At 35.3% G+C, this 21729-nt stretch carries 16 protein-coding genes; 10 read left to right on the top strand and 6 right to left on the bottom strand.

Annotation, left to right across the window (positions count from 1 at the left end):
• Positions 1–48: 48 nt before the first annotated feature.
• From V7O61_RS03290 to V7O61_RS03275, 4 genes are read right to left on the bottom strand one after another with little or no spacing between them, the layout of a single operon-like run.
• The gene (locus V7O61_RS03290; protein WP_407282724.1) at positions 49–3108 is read right to left on the bottom strand and encodes a TrlF family AAA-like ATPase; all 3060 of its coding nucleotides are present in this window, start codon (positions 3106–3108) and stop codon (positions 49–51) included.
• The gene (locus tag V7O61_RS03285; protein WP_407282725.1) at positions 3101–4408 is read right to left on the bottom strand and encodes a restriction endonuclease subunit S; all 1308 of its coding nucleotides are present in this window, start codon (positions 4406–4408) and stop codon (positions 3101–3103) included. The genes V7O61_RS03290 and V7O61_RS03285 overlap by 8 nt, the downstream gene beginning before the upstream one ends.
• On the bottom strand, positions 4401–5441 hold the full coding sequence (locus tag V7O61_RS03280) for a YhcG family protein (RefSeq protein ID WP_407282726.1): 1041 nt from the start codon (positions 5439–5441) through the stop codon (positions 4401–4403). Before V7O61_RS03280 ends, V7O61_RS03285 begins: the two co-directional genes overlap by 8 nt.
• The gene (locus tag V7O61_RS03275; RefSeq protein WP_407282727.1) at positions 5431–7065 is read right to left on the bottom strand and encodes a type I restriction-modification system subunit M; all 1635 of its coding nucleotides are present in this window, start codon (positions 7063–7065) and stop codon (positions 5431–5433) included. The genes V7O61_RS03280 and V7O61_RS03275 overlap by 11 nt, the downstream gene beginning before the upstream one ends.
• 574 nt (positions 7066–7639) lie before the next feature.
• Here V7O61_RS03275 and V7O61_RS03270 point away from each other — a divergent pair.
• A complete protein-coding gene (locus V7O61_RS03270) occupies positions 7640–9046 on the top strand; it encodes an MBL fold metallo-hydrolase RNA specificity domain-containing protein (protein WP_407282728.1) in 1407 nt (468 codons plus the stop codon).
• Positions 9047–9053: 7 nt separating this feature from the next.
• Here the strand turns inward: V7O61_RS03270 and V7O61_RS03265 are convergent, their stop codons facing one another.
• On the bottom strand, positions 9054–9779 hold the full coding sequence (locus tag V7O61_RS03265; protein WP_407282729.1) for a DUF6293 family protein: 726 nt from the start codon (positions 9777–9779) through the stop codon (positions 9054–9056).
• Between the two features lie 109 nt (positions 9780–9888).
• Between V7O61_RS03265 and V7O61_RS03260 the strand changes: the two genes are divergently transcribed.
• The 6 genes from V7O61_RS03260 to V7O61_RS03235 all read left to right on the top strand — a co-directional run bounded on the left by V7O61_RS03260 (position 9889) and on the right by V7O61_RS03235 (position 17293).
• Positions 9889–10200 carry a hypothetical protein gene (locus V7O61_RS03260; protein WP_407282730.1) on the top strand — a complete coding sequence of 104 codons (312 nt, stop codon included), beginning with the start codon at positions 9889–9891 and terminating at the stop codon, positions 10198–10200.
• 4 nt (positions 10201–10204) lie between these two features.
• Complete coding sequence (locus V7O61_RS03255; RefSeq protein WP_407282731.1) at positions 10205–10555, top strand: metal-dependent hydrolase; 351 nt, start codon at positions 10205–10207, stop codon at positions 10553–10555.
• Positions 10556–10697: 142 nt separating this feature from the next.
• Positions 10698–12140 (top strand): DUF3375 domain-containing protein, encoded by a 1443-nt coding sequence (locus tag V7O61_RS03250; protein ID WP_407282732.1) that lies wholly within the window; start codon positions 10698–10700, stop codon positions 12138–12140.
• Positions 12141–12142: 2 nt separating this feature from the next.
• Positions 12143–12748, top strand: a complete 606-nt coding sequence (locus V7O61_RS03245) for a DUF4194 domain-containing protein (RefSeq protein WP_407282733.1) — start codon at positions 12143–12145, stop codon at positions 12746–12748.
• On the top strand, positions 12732–16118 hold the full coding sequence (locus V7O61_RS03240) for an ATP-binding protein (protein ID WP_407282734.1): 3387 nt from the start codon (positions 12732–12734) through the stop codon (positions 16116–16118). Before V7O61_RS03245 ends, V7O61_RS03240 begins: the two co-directional genes overlap by 17 nt.
• The gene (locus V7O61_RS03235) at positions 16115–17293 is read left to right on the top strand and encodes a Wadjet anti-phage system protein JetD domain-containing protein (RefSeq protein ID WP_407282735.1); all 1179 of its coding nucleotides are present in this window, start codon (positions 16115–16117) and stop codon (positions 17291–17293) included. Before V7O61_RS03240 ends, V7O61_RS03235 begins: the two co-directional genes overlap by 4 nt.
• A 65-nt stretch (positions 17294–17358) precedes the next feature.
• Here V7O61_RS03235 and V7O61_RS03230 read toward each other — a convergent pair whose 3' ends face one another.
• A complete protein-coding gene (locus tag V7O61_RS03230) occupies positions 17359–17691 on the bottom strand; it encodes a hypothetical protein (RefSeq protein WP_407282736.1) in 333 nt (110 codons plus the stop codon).
• A 127-nt stretch (positions 17692–17818) separates the two neighbouring features.
• On the opposite strand from V7O61_RS03230, the gene V7O61_RS03225 reads away from it, so the two are divergent.
• The 3 genes from V7O61_RS03225 (at position 17819) to cas7b (ending at position 21723) form a co-directional block, all read left to right on the top strand.
• The gene (locus V7O61_RS03225) at positions 17819–18214 is read left to right on the top strand and encodes a PPC domain-containing protein (protein ID WP_407282737.1); all 396 of its coding nucleotides are present in this window, start codon (positions 17819–17821) and stop codon (positions 18212–18214) included.
• 676 nt (positions 18215–18890) lie between these two features.
• A complete protein-coding gene (locus tag V7O61_RS03220) occupies positions 18891–20744 on the top strand; it encodes a TIGR02556 family CRISPR-associated protein (RefSeq protein WP_407282738.1) in 1854 nt (617 codons plus the stop codon).
• Positions 20737–21723 (top strand): type I-B CRISPR-associated protein Cas7/Csh2, encoded by a 987-nt coding sequence (gene cas7b, locus V7O61_RS03215; RefSeq protein ID WP_091711034.1) that lies wholly within the window; start codon positions 20737–20739, stop codon positions 21721–21723. The genes V7O61_RS03220 and cas7b overlap by 8 nt, the downstream gene beginning before the upstream one ends.
• Positions 21724–21729 lie beyond the last annotated feature (6 nt).

Below are 21729 nucleotides of genomic sequence, written 5' to 3'. Positions count from 1 at the left end.
TGCATACATTTATTTCTTAATGAGAAATCGTTGAAAATGAGTTCATTCTCATCTCTCTAAAATATCATACTTAGCATCACGCAAATCAAATGCCGGTTTTGTTCCCTCTAAAACATCCACTATCATCTTTGTTATTGTAGGATTTTCAATCGAGCCTGTAGTATAGACTATTTTGTTTCCATTTGTTTTATCTAATTGAGAATGGATTATTTGGTCAGCATCACACACCACTGCAAGGTTAGGATTATGAGTAACAATAATAATTTGTCTGCGTTCCTTTGCTTCCTTGATTGCAGGAACTAACATATTTATTATAGTTTGATTATCCAGATTTTCTTCTGGCTGATCAATAATAAGAGGAATATTCCTTTTGTCTATTAGTAAATAGAAAAGAAGTAGTAAGTTACCTCTTTCACCAGGTGATAGTTGATCAAGAGGTTTGCCGTGCCACATAAGTTCAAACCTTGGTACAAGGTAGCTAAGGCCATATAAGTAACTATAAAAGTCATTTGCAGAAATATTTAGAAGTTGTTCACGTAAATTCACAGGTTCTTTTTTATGATCTCGTTTATCATAGTCAAGATGCTCTTGAATACTCATAAGAAAAGCTTGAACACCTTCTTCTGTAGTAAAATCATTACTAGAGACTAATTCTTTGAGGATTTCCCTACCTTCTTTATCTCCCATAAAGCTTCCCTTTTTCCCCTTGTGAATCATACTTAATAATTTATCCACAAATCCATCGACCATTATAGATGCGGAAAATTGAAGAGCTCCATGCTTTTTAGAGATTGGATGCTGATTGATGAAATCTTGTACTGGTGAATAAAGCTTGCTGTATTCTTCAAGAAGGTCATTCTTTGCAGTAAAAATTTCAGCAACCAGTTTAGTTCTATCCATTTTAAGTTCTTGAATATGTGTAGGTAAATCTGACAATGAGCTTAATTTTGCTTCTAAACCTTTGATTGAAGTTGGAATATCAGGAGAACCTAGCATTATTTCTCGATTTTTATTCCACTCTGATAACTGCGTGAGATAAGTTTGAAATATTCTGTTTGGTTCATCTAATTGTTTATGTTTAGTTGTTATATCTTCTTTAATTGATTTCAATTGATACTCTAATGAACCCGCTTTATTAGAATCTAATGAAGCTTTTACTTGTGATATCTCTTCTTCCGACTTTTCCCTTACATCTAACACTTTCTGGCTGGAAACCTTATAATGAATAATATCTTTTAGATTTAGTCCAAGGACACTGCCATCTTCAGAACTGTCTTTGCAAAAGTTTTTCACTTGCCTGTCAAGGTTTTCTATTCGAGAAAGTAATTTGTCAGCAGCAGCAATCTTCATTGCTGCTTTTCGCTGTACTTCGTGCTTTAAAGAAATTTGACTTTCTACCAACTTAAACTGTTCTTGTAACTTTGCAAGGTCATTGGTAAGAGTTCTCATTGCTTCTTGTGTTTGAGGATCAGCTTCCGGTCCTTTAATTTCCAATGGTTTTGCTTTATCATGAGCATCTAAATCTGTAATACGTTGTTTTAGTTGAGACTCAAGGTTTTTCTTGTATTCCTCAGTACATTGATTTTCATAGGAAACAATACTAGAATTTATAGCGCCAAGTTCATCTTCAAGCTGAGAAATTAAGTCTCTTTTTTCATCTGTTAGGTAGTCAATTAGTTCTGGTAACGTTTCTTTTCCAAGGCGCTCTTCATTACTCACATGAGAATAGATTACTTCCATCAACTCACTATAGAATTGGGTTTCTTTTGTATCTTTAAGATCTGAACAGATTATTTCAAGATAATTTTGTGGAATGTATTTTACAAGTTCTACGGAAGTTTCAGAAACACGACTGCTTAACGGTAATGAATGTTCATTACCTGATAGCCAAGTAATCGAAGAAATAAACATGTGTCCTAGCATACTTTTTGGAGCTAAGAACCTACTTTTATTTAGGAACGAAAAAGAGGAATTTGCATGCGTATTTCCAAGGAGAGCAAGAACATCTGCCAATGCACTCTTCCCACTACCTTTATTCCCTATTATTGCAACGAGACCAGGATTCAGAACAACATCTGTAGAAAACCAGACTTCCTCTTTTTTAGCTTTATCGGTCCTTTGGAATTTCATTTCACTTATGTACTTGCTTGAATTTTGTTCGATATGTGAAATCGCTGGTGGTTTATCACCTACAAAAATACGACCATCTGGTTCATTCAGGAGTTGCTGAAGACCTTTAAATGTAGGATCTGCTTTTATCCAGGTAAAACATTTGCCGATTTTGTCTTTGATGTCTTCTGTACTAAGAGTATGAGCATCACTGCAGTCAAGAAGACAAGAATTCACACCCCCGTTTACCAATGACTCTTTAGCTTGGTTCCATGCATCGGGATTTTCGGCAGAAATGAATACTAAGTTAGCTCCATTTATTATGTTCTTTTTATCTGCTATTGAATGATCATTCCACTTTATGTCAGCCCATTCTGTTTTGCCCACTGCAGTTAGGTATTTGCCTTCAAATATGTGAGAATCAAGAATTGCTTTTATAGAATCCAAACTAAAACACAGATTATTAAAGCCTTCATTTAGAGGAGTGCTAAAATTAACACGTTCTGAATCAGGAACAGAATCAATGATCATTTGTCCTAATTCTTCAAGACTCTCTCTATTGAGTGTTGCTGCCCACCTTGCATTTTTTTTAATGTTAGTGTGTTGTGGTAGTAAATCATACTTACTGCTTAAAGCATTAAGAAAATGATTTTTTATTTTTTCTGGAGAAACTTCATCTGAAAAGATAATATGATAATTGACCCTGCTGAGATGACTAGAACTACCACCAAATTTGTCAAGTCGTAACTCAATTACTGGTAAAATCAAATCAATGTTTGCTAAGCGTCCTTTTGCTTTCTCTTCTAGCACTCGCTCGTATCCATCTATAAATAAATAATCATTAATACCAATAACCTTAAACTCTGGAGGTAAATTTTCAAGATCCGTTAAAAAGTCATCCCAAGGATCAGTTCCTGGGTAATTATGAAAAAGCGATGCAGGAGTGTGAACATGGAGATCCCATTTTCTCCATTCAGAACCACGGGGATAGTCAGACATATTTTTCTCCTTTACATTTGACATTAACTTGTACTTCACCAGTAATAAACTTGGGCAGTAATGTGTCACGAAGTTCAGTGAGATTTTGTGATTCTCTTTCGCATTTGACGATTTTGTCATAAAGAGGACGAACAAACTTATCAAAAGTGGCCATAACATCAGCTTTCGGCGTGATTACTGGTATTGGACGAAAATTAGATTTACTGATTTCGAGAAAAGTAGAGCCGTTTGCCCTACTCAGAATATCTTCATGAGCAGAACTAGCCCATAAAAGAATAAACAGATTTGAAACACCTTTCTTAGGTTTCATTGCTATAAATCCTTGATTAATAGCAACCGGAACTTCAGTAACTGCAAGATAACCAATCGGTGCACGTGACGAAAGAAGAACCGTACCCTTTGGCAATAATCCTGAACTAATTTTTGATAGACCAGCATCCGTTATTAATCTCTCAGTATTAAGTAGAACTGGAATACTAAGTGACGAAAGATCTTTAGGTGTAGTCCAATAGTAAATTCCACCATTCCAATAGGTAGGTTCTTTTGTACTTGGAGTACTACCGCCTACTACTTCTGCAAGATCTCCAATGCAGCATACATTCCACCCCTTCGGCACCTCACCTAACTCAGTCTCCTCAAAACTATCTGGGAATAGCTCAGCAATCTCCTCCGGCAGCCCCGTATCCCTACCTTCAGCCTTTGCATGCACTGGCTCAAAATCCACAAACAACGACTTGAAGATAGCCCGTGCCATGGCTTCCAGCGTTTCATTCATCCGGTGATTGAGTTCAATTTTATCATCCAGAGTGCCGAGGACGCGGGCGATGGCACGCTGTTCTGGAAGTGGCGGAATTGGCAATCTGAAATTAGGAATATCTCGACATTTAAGACTGTCAAAAACTGCCCCTACATTAAGGTAAGTCTGAACTTGTTCGTTCCAGTAAGGACCACGAACTAACCAGCGAAGGAATTCAGGAACTACTTTACTACCATTTGATCTTAAAATAACTAGATTTTGACCTAAAGCACATTTGAGCTCATGAGGCACATATGCAGTTTCTCCAGGATTACACCGTCTACTAAGTATTACATCCCATGGTTGTGGACATGTTTTTTTAGTCCATTTAACAAAGTCTTCCTGAGAGATATAACGAACATTTGTAAGATCAATACGTCCTTCTTTGATTTGTGGAATTGCAATATAAGGGAATCCCATTTCGGCTGGAGCGGGGGTTTTATGATCACAATCAAAAAGTTGTATTCCTGCTTCACTTAAGGACATCATTGGCCACTTACTCATCCCTACTCACCTCCTCCAACTCGCCCAGTTCCTTCTCCAGCTCCTCAATCGTCGGCAGATTACCTTTCAGATCATCAGGCAGAGACTGGGCAAGTGTATACTCAGCCACACCAAGTGGTTTGTGCACATCACGTAGAGAATACTCTACAATCACACGGTTCTTGCTTTTGCAGAGCAGAATACCGATGGTGGGATTGTCTTGTGGATGGCGAAGTATATCATCCACAGCAGATAGGTAAAAATTGATCTTCCCGGCATGTTCCGGTTTAAATTCGGTCATCTTCAGCTCAACAACCACGAAGCAACGCAATTTTAGATGATAGAAGAGCAGATCGAGGTAGAAATCCTCTCTTGCGACCTCAAGGTGGTATTCGTTTCCAACAAAGGCAAAACCTACGCCAAGTTCCAGCATGAATTCCTTCAGATGCTCCAGCAAGCCTTTCTGCAGGTCACGTTCCAGAGCCTTATCATGCAGTGTGAGAAAATCGAAATTATATGGATCTTTGAGCATCTGTTGTGCAAGCTCGGATTGTGTTGCAGGCAGTGTGTGTGTAAAATTGCTCTGTGCAGCACCCTGTCTCAAGTGAAGAGAAGACTCGATCTGGGCAATCAATACCGCACGGCTCCAGCCATTCTCAATACAGGCACCAGCATACCATTCACGTAAAGCAGGATCCTTTACCTTCGTGATAAGGGCCACATTATGCCCCCATGGTAATTGTCCAACAAGCTGTTGGACAATTGGCATATCAGGATAAGCATCTGCAAAAGCCCGCATATAGAACAGGTTGGCTCTGGACAGGCCTTTCATATCAGGAAACTCTTTTCTCAGGTCATCTGCCAGGCGATCTATAATCTTCGAACCCCATCCTTCCTGATCCTGACGTTCAAGAATCGTTCTCCCAATATGCCAGTAGAGTATTATCAGCTCACGATTAACACTAAGTGCAGCATGCACACGTGAATCTCTTATTCGTTTCTTCAAATCTTCCAGAAGAAACTCATAATCCGCAGGTATCATATCAACTGCCATAGCCAAGTCCCTTCAGGTTCTTACGGATCTCTTCCTCAAGCTTTGCACTCTCTTCAAACTGCAATTCTAGTTCCTTTGTCAGCCTTTCCATTTTCTCATTGAAAGGCTCACCATCATCTTCCTGTACAGCAGCACCAACATAACGACCCGGAGTGAGTACATAGCCATGCTTAAGGATATCATCCAGCGTAGCAGACTTGCAGAATCCCGGTTCATCCTCATAACCTTCTCTCTTTTTCCAGGCATGGAAAGTGTTAGCTATACGAAGAATATCCTTATCATAGTCGAAATCACGTAGTACGCGGTCCTTCATATATCCAAGATCACGTGCATCAATGAACAGTACTTCTTCCTTACGTTCCCGGCTTCCATTATAAGCCTCCTTGTTACGGGTCAGGAACCAGATACATGCAGGAATCTGGGTGTTAGTGAAAAGCTGTCCGGGAAGTGCTACCATGCACTCCACCAGATCAGCCTCAATAATAGATTTGCGAATCTCACCCTCATTATTGGTATTGGAACTCATAGAACCATTGGCAAGCAGCAATGCCATACTGCCATTTGGTGCAAGATGATAGATCATATGCTGCATCCATGCAAAATTCGCATTACTGGCCGGAGGAATACCATATTTCCAGCGAGGATCTTCCTTCAGCTGGTCACCACCCCATTCCTTCATATTAAAAGGAGGATTAGTCATTATGTAATTTGCACGAAGATCCGGATGCTGGTCACGTGAGAATGTATCAGCTGGTTCCTTCCCAAAATCAAAATCCATACCCCGGATGACCATATTCATACATGCAAGTCGCCAGGTTGTAGGGTTTGATTCCTGCCCATATATGGATAATTGTCCAATGCGTCCACCATGTTCCTCTACAAAACGCTCAGACTGAACAAAGAAACCACCTGAACCACAAGCAGGGTCATAGACCCTACCCTGGAAGGGTTCTAGCATTTCAACAATAAGAGTGACTATTGACTTTGGAGTGTAATACTGTCCACCCTTCTTACCTTCAGCACTTGCAAACTGACCGAGGAAATACTCGTAAACGTGACCAAGAATATCTTTTGCCTTTAGAGTTTCATGAATAAAAGGAATAGTAGCAATAAGATCAATTAATTCTCCAAGTTTGGAGGAGTCAATTTGAAGACGGGCATAATCCTTAGTCAACACACCTTTAAGCTTCGGATTGTCTTTCTCGATAGCATCCATTGCATCATCAAGAAGCCTACCCACACTTACCATCTTATAAATCTCAGTTTTCCCATTCTTGATAGGAACCTCTGTACCGGAAGGGAGCTTGGCACAGCTTTGCAACGTATCCCAGCGTGCCAGAGCAGGAACCCAGAAGACATTCTTCTCTGTATAGTAATCCCTGATCTCCAGCTCTTCAGCTTCTAACTCCTCATCTCCACCCAGATAATATTCATGCTCAGAATCTCTGAATTGTTCCTGAAGCTCTTTTTTTCTTTCTTCAAACGCATCAGAGACATACTTAAGAAAAACAAGGCCTAAAACTACATGCTTGTAGACTGCAGCATCCAGATTAGAACGTAATTTATCTGCAGATGTCCATAGTTTACTATCGAGTTCTTTGAGGAAGTTTTCATTTTCATCCATGGTTTGAATCCTTGTTCATATTGACATTAAAAATTAATTATCTTTGCATATATCACTTTCTAATTGTAACTTTGTATTCTAGTTTTGATTTTAAGTTTAATGATTGTAAACTGAATTTACAACTTTTAGAAAATGACAATTTGGAATCTATAAAATCCCCCTATATCGAAGCAAAGATGTGAGTCAATAAAATATTACATGTTGTCTCGAACGATGATTATTTTTGCAGAATTATGGGGCAAAGTATTGAGTTTAATAAGAATGATGCGGAATTTAATAGAACTCAATTAAGCAATAATGTACTGATTGTTAAGCCATTTAGAAATACTCAAATCAAAAAAGGTACATGTCAGTTCAGTTCTAAATGTTTTCTAATATTCTAGAAAACACGGTTATCAGTATTTTATATTTATTAACAGTAAGTCATCTCGGCAAATGTCCAGCGTTATGTTGCGTGAATAGGTTGTTAGGGCTGACATTAAAGCAAACTATATTCTAAATAGTATAAAGGATATTTTTAATGTTAATGCTATAGGTAAAAATCAAATTTGAAGTTTGGAAAAAAGGTGGGTCAATGGTTTCTATTGAGGTTCTTGGCGGAGATGGAGAAATTGGTGGCAACAAAATACTGATTGAGCATAAGGGAACAAGGATATTCCTAGATTTTGGGATGAGCTTTAAGCAGAATGGTCTTTTCTTCTCTGAATTCCTGAACCCACGGAAGTGTTCAGGACTAGGTGATTTCTTTGAATTTGGCTTATTACCTGATTTACAAGGAATTTATAGGGAAGATTACCTCGCACATATGGATAGGTCTATGGAAGAAAGATCTATAGATGCTGTTTTTCTATCGCATGCACATGCAGATCACGCACAATATATACACTTCCTTAGATGGGATATTCCTATTTATTGCACCCAAGCCACGAAAATAATACTAGGATGTATTCAAGAAACAGGAAGTAACACATTTTCAGATTTTATTGATGCCTGTGAATCATTCAAATTCACTCTTAAAAAGGATGGTGGCCTGACAAGAGTAAAACGAATTCATAAAGAGTATATCCATAAAAGAAACTTTCAGGTAATGGAAATAAATGAAAGGGTCTCAATTGGCAATATTGAAGTAGAGATGTTCCCGGTAGATCATTCACTACCCGGAGCGTGTGGATTTATAATTTATACTGATGAGGGGAACATTGTATACACTGGTGATATTCGATTCCATGGATCTCATGGACACTTAAGTAGGGAATTTGTAGAGAAAGCCCGGGAGTCTTCTCCAAAATGGATGTTGTGTGAAGGGACACGTGTAGACAGTGAAATGAAAGATAGTGAGGCGGAAGTTCAGAAGAAGATGAGTGAACTCATATATAACTGTGAAGGACCAGTTTTCGTAGAACATCCCGTTAGAGATATAGACAGGGTAAATAGTATTTTCAAAGCTGCTCAGGAAAATGAAAGGGACTTCGTGATACCTTTGAAGCTTGCCTACCTTGTGGAATCACTTGACTCCTATTGTCCATTCTGCTTAGATGATGTGAAGATCCTCAATCCGAAAAAGACCTGGGGATTGATAAGTAAAATTGGAATAGAAAAAGCTCAGGTTGCTCAAGACTATGATAAATGGGAGCGTAATTTTATAAACCAGACAAATTCCATTACTCTTGATAAAATTAGAGAGTCACAGAAAGATTACGTTCTTTCAATGAGCCAGTGGGAAATCAACCAACTAGCAGACATTAAACCCACTAATGGCTTATGGATAAAATCATCATGTGATCCGTTTTGTGATGAAATGGAACTTGATGAAAAAAGAAAGATGAACTGGCTTGAACACTTTGATATACATCATGAAACCGTTCATGCATCAGGTCATGCCAGTAGTGAGGAATTAAAAGAAATGATAAAGAAAATCAATCCAGACATATTGATTCCTATACACACTGAAAAACCGGAGCTATTTAAGGATATTATTTAAATTATTCCTACCTATCACTAACCATATTTTTCGATAATTCCTTAATCTCCCTTCCTTTCAGATAAATCTCACCTAACTTACTTTTCCTGATTTCAAGGTTCTTACTAATCTTTTCAGTCTCAATGAAACCTGCATTAGTTAATTTCTTAATATGGTGACTAAGGCGTGATCTCTCATTGCCAAAATCAATTGTTCCTTTTTCAAGTTCAGGTTTTAATCTGGAAATCAAGTCATCAACTGACTCGACGCCATCTTCTAGTTTCTCAAGTATGCTCATCTGTTCTTTGGCAAGGTCTTTGATAGGGAATAGAGGGATATCAAGTATACCTTTCAGACGATATGTCCCTTTACCAGTGTATTCAGGAATATCACTATAGATTTGGATGTTACTTACAAGTGAAACAATGTATGCTGATATTCCGACGTTTCTAAGGCCACCCGATATATTAATCTTAACTGTACTTCCTTCCTTTACCTCAGTTTCGATTATATCCAGCATCTCAAGGGAAGCTTCCAAAATGTTCTCTCTTTCTATTATTATGTCATCTACTTCAAAGCCTTCAAAAGCTTTCTTGATGCTTTCTACTGCAGGTTGTACCATTTTATGTTCTTTATCACCTTTGTGAGTCAGGATGATAATCTTATGAACTGGGAATTGTTTGATGCTTTCTATCAATTTTTCAGGTGAGAAACCAACAGGTACTAGATGCGTGAACATCTTTGCTTTTTCCATGATTGAACATTATATTTAATTCAATATAACATTTTGTATTAACATACACATAATCAATTAAACATTAAATTTAAGTATAATTAGCTCTTTTAAGTATGTGAGGTAAATTATGGCTCAGAGAAAAAGAACAAATCAGTCAGAACATGACAAATGTGTCCGAGAACATGCAAACAAACTGAAAAAAAGCGGTTATTCTGTTAAAGCAGATATACTAGGATTTAAGAAGCCAACTCCAATTGGAAAAGATAAAAGGATACCAGATATCGAGGCCACAAAAGGTAACAGACGAAAATTGATTGAAGTGGAAACTGAAAGCTCCCTATATACTGATAAACAACAACAATCCACATTTCGAAGAAGCGCAGCTCAAAGAAAAGGAACTACCTTTCACATAGAAATGCCTAAAAAGAGAAGAAGGTGATTTAATGCCCAATTTTTATGTTCATTTCACAGTTGGTATCATAGTTGGAATAATAACTCTTAGCATACTACATGGTCAAAATGATTTTGTGTCAGGTCCATTATCAATCTTTGTGGCAATAGCACTTTCGGCTATAGGATCTATATTGCCAGATATAATAGAGCCTGCTAGAAACCCAAATCATAGGGCTTTTTTTCATTCTATCTTGGTATTAATACTAACTATTCTTCTTAGTTACTATTTGTTGAACAGTGCTGATTCCGCAAAAATGTTTATGGTTGGATTTCTGGTAATCGGATATGTATCACATCTGGCTTTGGACTTTATGACACCTAAAAGATTACCATTAATTTAATGATGTAATTTCTGCATAGTAGTAGATAATTTTAGAAATTAATGTAATTTACTGTAATACTCTACAAAACTGATAAAATAGTTTCACAAAATATAACTTACAATAAACTCCCTGAAAACCAGTTTACACAGGAGATAAACAAATGGATCATTATAAAATAAAAAACCTAAAAGATAATCATCCATCTTTCAGGTTATTAAATGCCAATAATAGTCCATTGATTATTAGTTTTCTATATCAGCAATTTAAAGAGAATAATATTCTTGAAATATCAAAAGATAACCTTGAATCAAATCTTTCGAATTATATCTATTTTTTAAATCAACAAGAAGATATAGATTTATATCACAGAACACCGGCAGAATATATTAATGAGTGGACAAATTCCGGATTTTTGGGTTCTCATTATTCATCAGACGATATGATTATCCTTGAACTTACACACTACACAGAAAAAGCACTTGATTGGGTAAAAAGCCTGATAGAAACCAGAAATTTTGTCGGAACTGAATCCCGTCTCCTTAAGATAATCAGTACTCTTAGAGAACTGGCCTACGAAAGTAGCGAAGATTCAACTGAAAGATTAAAAGACCTCAAAAAACAAAAACAAGAGATAGAATTTGAAATAGAGAAAGTTGAAGCCGGTATCGCAAATACATTAACGGGTACACAAATAAGAGAACGTTATTTTGATACATGTCAAACCATAAACGATATGTTAACAGATTTTAAGGAAATTGAGTACAATTTCCGTTCTCTAGACATGGAAACCAGAAAAAAGTTAATTCAGGAAAATGTCCAAAAAGGTGAGATATTAGACGATGTATTCTCATCTGAAGACAATATCCGCAATTCCGATCAAGGAAAAAGCCTTGAAACTTTCTGGAACCTACTTCAATCTCAAGAACAATTAGAGGAGCTTGAAAAACTAATAGACATGACTCTTGATATCCAGCAAATAGAGGACATTAAACAACAGGACTCTATTCTTGAAGATATGGTAATTAAACTCAGCAGAGCAGGAGCTAAAGTACAGAAAGTAAATCATTCTCTCGCTGAACAACTAAGCAGGTTCCTTGATAATAGAGCATACCTGGAAAACAAAAGGATAATGGATTTACTCAATAATATCAAATCAATCGCATTTGAAATAAAAGATACTCCGCCTACTGAAACAAACTTCCTTGAGATTACTAGTAAAGCTGAAATCGAAATGATAATGAACAGGCCACTATGGATCCCAAAAACAACGACAAAACTAAGGAAAGAAGAAATAATAATTGGTTTGCCTAATGATGCCAATGCTTCTGAACTATATACTCAATTCAATATTGATAAAAAAGAAATTGAAAAGAGAATACAAGATTCCCTTGGAAACACTTCCCAGATTCCACTAAAAGCCATCATAGAAACATTTCCAATAAAAAGAGGCATGGAAGAACTATTAGCCTATATAGAAATTGCTTCTAATAATGAAAAAACCGTCATCAATGAAGACCTCTTGGAGATAATGATAATATCTAACATGATAACCCAAAAACAATATCGAATCCAAATACCTCAAATAATATTCTGCCGGAGTTAAATATGACTGAAACCAATAATTACCTACCCTATGCCATATCAATAATAAAATTGCTCAAAGGAAATGTATTCAAAAATGATGCAATTGTATGGGATAATCTTATTCAGTATAAACCGGCCCTTAAAAACTACTTTTCAAGTATAGGTATTGAATTGTTTGTTCACGAAGATGATGGATATGCCTTCCTCAGACAAAAAAAATATGACGAACAAACAGAACCTCCTCTTCCTTCTTTAATCAGTAAAAGGCCACTTTCTTATCACATGACCCTGCTTTGTGTCCTCCTTGTCGAGAGATTATATGAAGATCAGAGAACAACTGGCAATGACTCTGCTTTTTGTTCCATAGACAGAAAGACCATTGTTACCATGATGAAATCATACATGCCAACGTCTTCTAATGAAGCTAAAATTGAAAAAGATATTAATACCCTCATTAATAAGGCCAAAGATTATGGTTTTTTAAGAGAATTAAGTACAGATAAAGATGTATTCGAAATCAGAACCATACTTTTTGCTTTAATAGATAATGAAATTGTACATGAAATTCAGAAAAAACTGCAAGAACATGCACAAGACATGGAGAATGAAAATGATGCAGATGACTGAACATGCCAATACTCAAAATCTATTAGTTGATTACCTGGATGATAATAACCTGAAAGGTTTCAGACTGAACCAACTTGAAATATTCAATTGGGGTACTTTTAACCAGAAACTCTGGACAATTAATCCCAACGGCTTTAATTCACTAATAACCGGCACCAATGGTTCAGGAAAATCAACACTTGTTGATGCAATAATCACATTACTTGTTCCCCCTCAGAAAATAATATATAATCAAGCAGGTGACGCAAAGAAAGGTGAAAGATCCCTCAAGTCCTACATCTTGGGAAGCTACACAAATGAAAAAGACAATTATAATAATTCAAAACCTGTCAACCTACGTGATGAAGGCAATTACTCTGTCTTGTTGTGCTACTTCTATAACAAAGGTCTCAATAAAGGCATGACATTAGCACAGGTATTTTCAGTAGATAGCGGCAATGTCAAAAAATTCTTTGTCACATCCAAAGAAGAACTATCTATACAAGAACACTTCGCCCTCAAAGATGATGAAATAGATATATTTGCCCTAAAAAAACGCATCAATAATTTACCCAATACTTCTGTTTTTGATTCATATCGAGAATATGGTTTATCATATCAACAATTCTTTGGTATAAAGTCTGAAAAGGTACTTGATCTCTTTTTCCAAACCGTTTCAATGAAAAATATCGATAATTTAACTCCATTTATGCGGAATCATATGCTTGAAGAAACTGATTTCAAAGATATGATTAAAGAGATGTTGAATGGTTACAAGCATCTGACAAATATATATGAATCCATCCAAAAAGATAAAAAACAAATAGCATTGCTTGAACCAATGATGGGAACTATAAAAAAGTACGAAACAGTTACTTTGGAAATAGAACAATTATATGCTTGTCAAAAATACTTATCCTATTACTTCGCAGAAAGAAAATACGATTTTCTAACTCAATTCATAGAATTCACAGAAGCTGCTCTCGCTGAACTTGCAATCAGTATCAAGAAAAAAGAAAGTGAATTGAAGCAGTTAAGAGACCAAGAAATAGAAATAAAAATTGCCATTGGGCATGATGAAGCCGGTCAAAGAATAAAACAATTACAAGCTAATATTGAAGAACTAGAAGCAGAGAAAAATGAAAAGAAAGATAAACAAGAAGATTATGCCAAAGACTGTATTTCTGTTGGAATAACCCCTCCTTATAATGAAACTGCTTTCAAAAACACAATCAATGCCGTAGAACAACGATTAATACTAACAAAAGAAAAACGGGATGAACACACCGATGAAATAAGTGACCTCCTTTCCAATAAAAAGGAAATGGATAAAGAATTCGGTAAACTGGAAGAAGAACTTAAGTCGTTGAAATCAAGGACTACCCAGATACCAGCTAAAAACCTAGCTGTTCGTGCTGATATTCTCAAGAATTGTTCCATAGAAGGAGTAGAAGCCCTGCCTTTTGTAGGAGAACTTATAAAAGTCAAATCCGACGAGAATAAATGGGAAGGAGCCCTCGAAAGACTTCTCCATAACTTTGGATTAAGTCTCCTTGTCCCAGAAGAACATTACAAGACAATTAGTGAATACGTCAATCAAAAAGATTTGAAAGGCCGTCTTGTCTATTTCAGAGTTCCAGATAAGTTCAACCTTTTTACAAGAAATGATACCAAAGAAAATCTTGTTATTGATAAAATAGAACTCAAGACTGATTCAAGGTTCTATGGATGGATATACAGTGAACTTATCACGAAATTTGACCTTATTTGCTGTGACACTATGGAAGATTTCCAGAAGGAAACAAAAGCAATCACTATGAAAGGACAAATAAAAGGTAGTGGTGGAAGACATGAAAAAGATGATCGACGTGGCATTTTAGAAAGAAAATACTACGTTCTCGGTTGGGATAATAAGGAAAAGATAAGAATAATTGAAAATCAAAAAGAAGATCTGTTCCAACAAATACAAGAATGTATCAAAGAGCAGAGCAAATCCAAAGCAGAACAGACAAAACTAGAAGAAACAGAAAAAATCCTCAATCGTATCTTGTATATTCAACGTTTTGAGAGTATTGACTGGCAATCAATAGTTAAAATGATTGATCAATACCAGAAAGAAATAATAGAACTCGAAAAGAGTTCAGACCACTTGAAAACCCTAAGAGAAAGATTATCTGGATTAGTTAAAGACATTACTCTCCTAGAAGACGATAAAAAACGACTTGAGAGTGAAGGCACACTTAAAGAAGAGAGCATTAGGGTAAGAAAAATAGAACTTGAAGAATGCAAAAAAGAACTAGAGGATTCTCCATACCAAGAACAGGAAGACAAACCTGATGTCTCAATTTATCTGAAAAGACATGACATATCTCTCCCGTCAATAGATGAAATACATCGAACTACAAAAGAAAAACTAATCACTGATATATCAAAAAAAGAAAGGAAGATAGGAGAGTTAAAGGGCAACATAGCGTCTTACATGGCTACCTACAAAACAACGTATTCTGAAGAAACATTTGAACTAGGCACAGATATGCTAGACATTCCTGCTTATAGTAAGATCTATGCTAAATTGAAGAAAGATAACCTGCCAAAGCATGAAAAAGACTTTGAAGAGAAACTACGAAAAGATACGAATACTTCAATCGCCAACTTCCACAAAGAACTCTATTACAGAGCAGATCGGATTAAAAAGGACATAGAAGTCATCAACAAGTACCTTCGTGGATTATATTACAATCCCAATACATACTTCAAATTAACAACAGAAAAAACAACTAGTCTGCAAATAAGAGATTTCCAGAACGAACTCAAAAGTTGTTTGGAAGGAAGCTTTGCTGCCCAGAATGATAATACTGAAGAAAAGTTTCAGAAAGTCAAAGCCTTGTTAGACAAGTTCAAAACAACAGACACTCCTACTAATAACTGGACAAATATAGTAACAGACGTCAGGAACTGGTTAACCTATGCAGGCGAAGAACGTTCATGTGAAGATGACCATTTTGTCCGTGGTTATAGTGATTCCGATGGTTCATCTGGTGGACAGAAAGGAAAACTAGCATGTACTATTTTAGCATCTGCCCTTGCTTATAGATTTGGACCCGGAGGGAACAATCCAGAATCCAATTCATTCCGTTTCGTCATACTCGATGAAGCTTTCCCAAGAGCATCAGATGAAACCATACGATATGGTTTTGAACTATTTAAAGAATTGAATCTTCAAGTATTAGTCGTGACTCCATCAAAAAGCGTTGATGTCATTGCAGATTATGTCAATTTTATCCACCTCATATCAAATACAGATCATTTTGATGATTCTAAGATCCTCAATACGACCATACAAGAATATAAGGAAAATAAAGAAAGGATACAAATGGAAGTGATGATGTGATAATCCAGCCTGAGACGATTCGGACAAAGGCTTTACGATTATATAAGGTAATTCTTGCCTCTTCAGTTTGTGGCACACCAGAATTTCCCGTATTCATACTATTTGGTAAAGTCAAAGCAAAAGATACTCTTGATAACTTTCCATTGATTCGGGATCAAATTGAAGTTCTGATAGATGAATCGAAAGAAAATAAAGGATATGGTTATACAGTAGAATTCATCCAGCGAAATGACCAGAAAATAGGTACACAATCCTTCCCTGATAAGATATTCTTTGAAACCCTTGATGATTATCTCAAGTTCTTCAGGAAAGAAAACGAATACAAGCGATTCTTACGGGTTGTGCAAAAACTAACCGATGACCTTCCTCAATTATTACCATGGATAAAATCCCATCCTATGAAGATCCTTGATAATATTGGTAAATGGGATGACATAATTAAAGTATGTAAGTACTTCCTTGCAAATCCTCAACCTAATATCTATATCCGTGAGATTCCACTGGATATATCCACTAAATTCATTGAAGATAACACAGCCATTATCAAACCTCTACTTGATATCCTTATAGAAGATTTTGTAAACAAAGATGAATCCTATTTCAATAAACGCTATAACTTAAAGTATGATGAACCTTTGATAAGACTCAGAATACTCGATCCAGAGACGGCTCAAAGCCTTTTTAGTGGTATTGATGACCTTAGTATTCCACAAGGCCAATTTAATCAATTGGATATCCCTTGTAAAAGAGTATTTATTCTTGAAAATAAGACCAATGTCCTTAATTTCCTGACCCTTCCGTCAATGAAAGATTCTATAGCCATATTTGGTAAAGGATTTGGAGTAGGAACCCTGAAAGGCGCAGAATGGCTGACTGAGAAACAAATCATTTATTGGGGAGATATTGATCCTCATGGTTTCCAGATTTTGTCTCAAATAAGAGGATATTTCCCCCAAACACAATCATGTATGATGGATCTCGATACTTTCAGAGAGTTTGAGGATTTGGTAGTTACAGGAGCATGCACAGACGTAACAGAACTTGAACATCTAACTCCAGAAGAACATTTATTATTCAATCATCTGTGCGGTTTAGAAACTAATAATCGTCTAGAGCAAGAAAAAATTACCCAGAAATATGCACTCGAAAAAATAAGTAAACTTTCATATAATTGATTCCTTGGTAAAAACAAAACTTGCCAAAAAGTGAAAAAGCTCTTTGTCTAAATGAACCATAAAAACTAGACATCAGAAGTAGCTAAAACAAATTTTATAGCATCTTCTCTGGAATCAAGACCTTTAGATTCTTTTATTGAGTCAAGTTTCTGTAAAACAGTTGGACTCAAAAATATTGGTTTCGTGTCACCTTTCAAGCTCAACAACATTATGTTTTCAGGTGAAAGAGTTGAAAGCAATTTGAGAGAAAATTCAATCCCATGGCTTCGACTTGCAAAAATCTTTTTGTCTTCAATCATTGAATCAAGCCATTCAAGAAGCGTTGTATCCAAGGATATACTTGATCTTTCTTTCATGGTTTTCATAAGACTGACATCAATATAAACAGCTTTATTCATATTGCATAACTTTTAATATATTGTATGCATATTTATGCATACGTAATACATGTAGATGAATGCAGCACGTAATTAAGAAAATGGTGTACAATATGAATTACAGAAATAGCATATTTATCAGGGTGGTATGTTGAATTTTAAAACGATATTGCTTATAGCTGTACTATTAATTGGTGTATATTCTGTTGGTTATCCTTCTGAGAAAGATAAAGAACTTTCTTTTGAAGATGAATTTGTAATTGAGAAGGGGTATTATCAACCTTATTATTTTCAGTTAGAAGAATCTGATTTATTAGATGTGCTTGTCGAAACAGAAGGGACGCCTATTGACGTTTATCTTTTAGATTCGAATAACTTCAATCAGCTTGAATCTAATGGAACATTTGAATATTATCAGTTTAGGGGAAATTCAATAAAAACACAAATAAAATTCGAAGCTCCGAATTATGATACTTATTACATTGTTTTTGAATCATTAAATTCAGATGCTAAAGTTAAGTTCAACTATACAGCATATTATTGAACGATACCAACAGGAGAATATCTAATGTCAGAACATACTGCCGGAGACTATGTACGTTTTTTTCTTTTTTTAATTATTGCGTACTCAATTATGCACAGTGTCTTTAATATGACTGGACCACATGCTTTTTGGGTGAGTTTGGCAATATCTGCTGGATTGTACAATTCACTAAAAAAGAAAAATAACAAATCTTAGGATTTCTTTTTCAACTATCAGAAACATATCATCTAAGAAAAATCGTGAAAACTAATTAAAAAACAAGTATCGTGTTTTTTGAATTACTTCTTTTGCACGGATGCGGACCTGAGAGCATCGGTGTACCAGCCATCTTGAAGCACTGTGGTCCGAGCACCTACCGGAGCAGAGGACGACAGTGCGTCTAATACCAATGTAAGGCGGTGCACCGCCCGCAGTAGCACAAGGGCAGCGAGGACGGAAAACGCCTATGTGCCCTATCCTAAGGATATTTGTTACTTTACTCCTTTTATGGGTGTTTGGAGAAATTGAATGGCAGCTGATTCTATTTTTACTAAAAATGTTACTGAATTTAAAGTAGAATATACATTCCAACCTCATATTATTATCAACAGCAATAATAAACATACACTCAAAGACAAATAGAAACGTTTATTAATAATTTTCAACGTAATGACATTGTAGGGATTGGTGAAATGTTGTGATTGAAGCAATCAAAGAGATTGGAGAGTATGCACTAAAAAAAGATGAAAAAAATCCAGAGAATCCTATCGAAATTATAATTGAAGACCCTGCATCATCTCCAACTTACAAGCATATTTTAGCAATAATTCTGAATGAAACTGAAACTGAATTCACGTACGGTGGTATTCAGCTTGAAGAATATAGTAAAGAAAAGAAGGAAAAGTACCTATATAAAGGCGGATCTTCTAGAGGGACAGATTTGTCCCCTACTTCTAAAATTACTACGTTAGATAAAACATGGAACAACAAAACAATTGCATGGTTTAGAAAAGTTCTCAATGACACGAATTTAGATATAGAAGAAGTTGAATCAAAGTTTCTTGGGAGCATATATGACTGCTTGGAGATTAACAAAGATATTATTTTAAATGATTTAACTGAAAAAAGTAGTGATTTTGCAAAAAATGAAAATGCCATCATTACTTTGATCATAAATACTACAAATCTCTCTCCTCAATATATAGGAGACATCAATGTTTTTAAAAAAATAGTGGAACAATACTATTCTCAAAACTTATCTCACTCAGCTACATACAAAATTGACTCCATAGGACATAATCAAGTTTGCTCAGTATGCAATCATGAAAGTGATGAAGTATATGGACTAGTTACTACATATAAATTTTATAATGTAGATAAGCCCGGATTTGTCAGTGGAGGATTTGATAGAAGTGAATCTTGGAAAAACTATCCAGTATGCCTTAAATGTTCTCTTGCTCTTGAGGCTGGAAAACAGTATTTAGAAGAATACTTTAAGTACAAATCATATGGTATAAATTATTATATAATCCCAAAACTTCTCCAACAAAATGGAAGCAATGAGATATATGAAGTATTTGAGGATTATAGAGCAAATATACTTGATGGAAATTTAACCATCAAAAAAGAATATGGAAGACTGTTATCTGAAACTGAAGAAGAGATATTTGAACTTCTTTCAAATCAAAGTAACACAATAAGTAACAATATTCTATTTTTTGAGAAAACAAATGCTGCTTTTAGGATTCTACTTTATGTCGAAGATGTTCTTCCTTCCAGATTAAGAAAATTGTTTGAAATAAAAAAAATAGTGGATAAGAAAAGTACTTTCAATAATCTTTACAAAAAGAATCATTCACTCTCCTTTACATTTGGTAATATATGGTATTTATTTAGTAACCAAGAACAAGACGGTACTAAATATTTTTTGGAAATTGTGAATAATATTTTTTCAAATAAGACACTTAGTTATACTTTTTTGGTGAAAAAAATAGTGGACAAAGTGAGGAGAGACTTTGTGAATGATAGAAGTACAATTGATTCTACCCTCAGAGGCCTTCAACTACTAGATTATTTAAATTATCTAGACCTGCTAGACAATTTCAATGGAGAGAATAAAGTGAGAACAGATTTTGATAATATCTTAAATAAATGTAATACATCTATTGATGAAAAAGCAAATCTACTTTTTAGTGAGTTTCCTGATTTTTTTAACCAACCTGCAAAAAGAGCTGTTTTTTTACAAGGTACTCTTACACAGTATCTTTTGAATATTCAATGGCATGACAGAGGAGCATCACCTTTCAGAACAAAGTTACATGGCTTAAAACTAGATGAGAAGCTTGTAAAGAAACTCTTCCCTGAAATTCAAAATAAACTTGAAGACTATGGGAAGAATTACTATCGAGACCTTGAAACTTTAATTTCAAAATATATGCTACAAGCAGGTAGTAACTGGAATATATCCAAAGATGAAATCAATTTCTATTATGTTCTTGGAATGAACCTTTCATATCTATTTAAGAACCAAGGAGAGAATGCAGATGAGTGACGTAATTTCAAATCGTTCAGAATTATTATTTTTGTATGACGCAAAAGATTCGAACCCCAATGGTGACCCTCTTGATGAGAATAAACCTAGGATAGATGAAGAAACTGGAATTAATCTTGTTACAGATGTAAGACTAAAAAGAACAATTCGAGATTACCTATATAGATATAAGGAACAAGAGATATTCGTTCGCGAAATTGAAGATGATGAGGGTCATATCCAAGATGCAAAACTCAGAGCTGAAGACTTTTTGCAGGAAAATGGCAAGGTTGTAGATAAAAAAGATATTAGTCTGGCAGAGATGAAAAAAATCATTGATGAAAATGTTCTCAAAGATTGTATTGATGTCAGATTGTTTGGTGTCACACTTCCAATTGAAAAAGAGACAAACAAAAGTTCTTCAATTACCCACACAGGTCCCGTACAATTTAAAATAGGACGTTCATTGCATAAAGTTTTTACAAAACATTTCAAAGGAACTGGAGCATTTGCATCTAAAAAAGGTGCATCACAAAAAACCTTCAGAGAAGAAGATTTTTTACCTTATTCGCTTATTTGTTTCTATGGTATCATAAATGAAAATGTTGCAAAAGAAACACGATTGACGGAAGATGACATAAAATTGCTTTTAGATGGAATGTGGAATGGAACAAAAAGCCTAATATCTAGATCAAAAGTAGGTCAAGTTCCAAGATTGATTCTAAAAATCAATTACAAAAAAGAAAACTATCACATCGGTGATCTGAATAATATGCTAAAACTTGATTCAAACATACCAGATGATGAAATACGTGATGTTTCACAGATAAATTTAGATATTTCACAACTTATCAGTGCCTTCTCTAAAAACATTGAGACTATTGATAACGTGGAATACTGTATAGACGACAGAGTGAAGTTGTTATTTGATGGAAAAGAAACAACTCTCAGTGAATGTCTAAATAATAATAAATTATCAATCAAAGAACTGAAGTTTTAGGTGTTA

Source organism: Methanolobus sp. WCC1, assembly GCF_045690315.1.
GTDB classification, from domain to species: domain Archaea; phylum Halobacteriota; class Methanosarcinia; order Methanosarcinales; family Methanosarcinaceae; genus Methanolobus; species Methanolobus tindarius.
Note: the sequence above shows the minus strand (reverse complement) of the source record. Positions and strands in the feature narration are given on the sequence as shown.

What these genes read in the sequence shown, in the direction of transcription:
- V7O61_RS03290 (WP_407282724.1), bottom strand. Translation starts at nt 3,108, where the DNA reads ATGTCTGACTATCCCCGTGGTTCTGAATGGAGAAAATGGGATCTCCAT.
- V7O61_RS03285 (WP_407282725.1), bottom strand. Translation starts at nt 4,408, where the DNA reads ATGAGTAAGTGGCCAATGATGTCCTTAAGTGAAGCAGGAATACAACTT.
- V7O61_RS03280 (WP_407282726.1), bottom strand. Translation starts at nt 5,441, where the DNA reads ATGGCAGTTGATATGATACCTGCGGATTATGAGTTTCTTCTGGAAGAT.
- V7O61_RS03275 (WP_407282727.1), bottom strand. Translation starts at nt 7,065, where the DNA reads ATGGATGAAAATGAAAACTTCCTCAAAGAACTCGATAGTAAACTATGG.
- V7O61_RS03270 (WP_407282728.1), top strand. Translation starts at nt 7,640, where the DNA reads ATGGTTTCTATTGAGGTTCTTGGCGGAGATGGAGAAATTGGTGGCAAC.
- V7O61_RS03265 (WP_407282729.1), bottom strand. Translation starts at nt 9,779, where the DNA reads ATGGAAAAAGCAAAGATGTTCACGCATCTAGTACCTGTTGGTTTCTCA.
- V7O61_RS03260 (WP_407282730.1), top strand. Translation starts at nt 9,889, where the DNA reads ATGGCTCAGAGAAAAAGAACAAATCAGTCAGAACATGACAAATGTGTC.
- V7O61_RS03255 (WP_407282731.1), top strand. Translation starts at nt 10,205, where the DNA reads ATGCCCAATTTTTATGTTCATTTCACAGTTGGTATCATAGTTGGAATA.
- V7O61_RS03250 (WP_407282732.1), top strand. Translation starts at nt 10,698, where the DNA reads ATGGATCATTATAAAATAAAAAACCTAAAAGATAATCATCCATCTTTC.
- V7O61_RS03245 (WP_407282733.1), top strand. Translation starts at nt 12,143, where the DNA reads ATGACTGAAACCAATAATTACCTACCCTATGCCATATCAATAATAAAA.
- V7O61_RS03240 (WP_407282734.1), top strand. Translation starts at nt 12,732, where the DNA reads ATGATGCAGATGACTGAACATGCCAATACTCAAAATCTATTAGTTGAT.
- V7O61_RS03230 (WP_407282736.1), bottom strand. Translation starts at nt 17,691, where the DNA reads ATGAATAAAGCTGTTTATATTGATGTCAGTCTTATGAAAACCATGAAA.
- V7O61_RS03225 (WP_407282737.1), top strand. Translation starts at nt 17,819, where the DNA reads ATGTTGAATTTTAAAACGATATTGCTTATAGCTGTACTATTAATTGGT.
- cas7b (WP_091711034.1), top strand. Translation starts at nt 20,737, where the DNA reads ATGAGTGACGTAATTTCAAATCGTTCAGAATTATTATTTTTGTATGAC.